Here is a 2,250-nt window from a genome sequence, read left to right as displayed (position 1 = left end):
TTTGTCGTCAGACATATTTTATTCAATTGTACTTTTTTCATTCTCTACAATCGGACTTTATTGTTGCGGAGTTGACCTTTACAACTATATCAAAAGACCAACTAATAAACTCTATTGGCTATTCATTCATATTTTCAGAATGTCTCACGGTTTCATTGCAGCATTAACTGCATTCTTAGTAAACAATTCAAAACTGTTTCCATTTTTACCCCAAGTATTATTATTAATAATTCCGATTGCTATTGGTCAACCATTAATTAGTTTGACAATTTGGAATTACAGGAGAAAATTGGAGAAGTCAAAAATTTTGGCAGATAGAGCAATAATCGACAAAACTTTTATGGTATAAAAAACTAAGACAAACACAAATAATTAGACAATGAAAGCAATAAAAATAATTGGAATAGTGATTTTGGTAATTACGGTATTAGCATTTGCTTTATATTTTTATGTTAAGTATAAGTCAAACAATGTAGTTGACAATAAAAACCTTGAAATATCAATAGACAAACAGGCAAACAAATTTATTCAGGAAGGTAATTCAATTGGACTTGTAATTGGCATTGTCAAAAATGGAAAAACATTTATTAAAGGTTACGGCACCATCAATAAAGAGAAACAAATTTTGCCAGATAGCCTTTCCATTTTTGAATTAGCATCAACAAGTAAACTTTTTACTACTTCGACTTTACAATTACTTGTTGACGAAAAACAATTACAACTTGAAGATAAAATTCAAACAATTTTAACTGACAGAGTAAAAATATCGTCATTAGGTCAAAATACAACATTATTGCACTTGGCCACACATCTTTCAGGATTTCCATCTTTACCGAACTCATTTATTGCTAAAATGAATGATGAAAAAAATCCTTACAAAGACTTGGTAACACAAGACATCTATGATTATTTAAGAACTTGTGAAGCCAAACAAGCTGAAGGAAACTTCGAATACTCAAATTTTGGAATGGGTTTATTAGGACACTTATTAGAAATAAAAAGTGGTACTAAATATGAGGAGTTGGTAACTCAAAAACTACTTGACCCTCTTCAAATGAAAAATACATTTGTTACTATTGATAGCAGTAACCAAAAATTCATAGTTCAGGGATATGATGAGAACGGAAATCCAACGCCTATATGGACAGACAATGTTTTGACAGGGGCAGGTTCGTTTTTGTCTAACGCATCTGATATGATTAAATTCATTAAAGCAAATTTGAAAGATAACGAAACAATTATTTCAAAATCTTTAATTAAGACACATCAAAGACAACTTAATGGAGAAACTGGCTTAGGTTGGATTTTACCTTCAAGTGCAGACAAATTACTTGGTAATAAAGAAATAGTTTGGCATAATGGAATGGCAGGTGGTTATTCAAGCTTTTTGGCAATCGACAAGACAAATAGATATGGAATAATTATATTATCAAATAAAGCTATTGACGTAACAACCTTTGGAATGAAGATGGTTAGAACAGTCAGAACTCAATCTTGGAAAGAATAAAAACGGCATATAATCGAGTAGCCTGCCCCACTAGGAAACCCTAGCAGGGAGAGGCTCTCACACCACTGTACGTACGGGTCTCGTATACAGCGGTTCATTAAACATCGAACTTACCTTTTCATAGTAATCGTTCATACTTTCGTATCCCCTTTTTCTTAGGCGTTCTAGTGTGATAGTTGTTACCATTATAGGACTTTGGGCTATTACCCATCCTCCTTTTCGGGTTCTGCTAAATTGGTAGGCTTTACTTGGTGGAACTCCCAGTCGTATCAAGTTCTTACGTTTCCGTTCTGGCTTTTTCCAGTCTGTCCAAATGCAATATCGTAAACGGTTTCTTGTCCAACTGTCTATGCTTTTGAGTTTGCTGCCTATATTTCCAAGTTTGAAATAGTTGACCCATCCTCGTTGCAGTAGTTTCAGTTTTGTGTTACGTTCATCGAAACTCAATGGTGCAGTTTTGCGTGTTACTTCCTTGATACTTGCTTTTAGCTTCTTCCAGCTTTTGTCTAGTACTACTATCTGATATTTGCCTTTTGCTCCGTTCTCAAAGCTAGACGTAAAGCCATGTCCCAATATTTGGAAGCTTGAAGGACGTCTGATGCCACTCTTTTCAGCGTTTATCGGAAGTTTCAGTTTGTCTTTTAAGAATTTGACAACTTGGTTTCTGATGGTTTCTGCTCTGAGTTTGCCTTTGGTATAAATACTAAAGTCATCAGCATATCGTACAAACTTTTGTCCTTTGC

General features: G+C 34.0%; 3 protein-coding genes. 2 read left to right on the top strand and 1 reads right to left on the bottom strand.

All coding sequences use genetic code 11. The features are described 5' to 3' along the window. The coding region (locus EGI31_RS14465; protein ID WP_374760690.1) for a hypothetical protein at positions 1-349 on the top strand (349 nt) is incomplete at its 5' end. A gap of 30 nt (positions 350-379) precedes the next feature. Then, positions 380-1,507: a serine hydrolase domain-containing protein gene (locus tag EGI31_RS14460; RefSeq protein ID WP_255037916.1), complete on the top strand. Its 1,128-nt coding sequence runs from the start codon at positions 380-382 to the stop codon at positions 1,505-1,507. A 57-nt stretch (positions 1,508-1,564) separates the two neighbouring features. On the opposite strand, the gene EGI31_RS14455 is transcribed toward EGI31_RS14460, so the two are convergent. Next, on the bottom strand, positions 1,565-2,250 hold a 686-nt coding region (locus EGI31_RS14455), incomplete at its 5' end, for a group II intron maturase-specific domain-containing protein (protein WP_255037915.1).

It is taken from the genome of Lacihabitans soyangensis (assembly GCF_024343775.1).
In the GTDB taxonomy this organism is placed as follows: Bacteria; Bacteroidota; Bacteroidia; order Cytophagales; family Spirosomataceae; genus Leadbetterella; species Leadbetterella soyangensis.
This window is presented reverse-complemented; position numbering and strand designations above follow the sequence as displayed.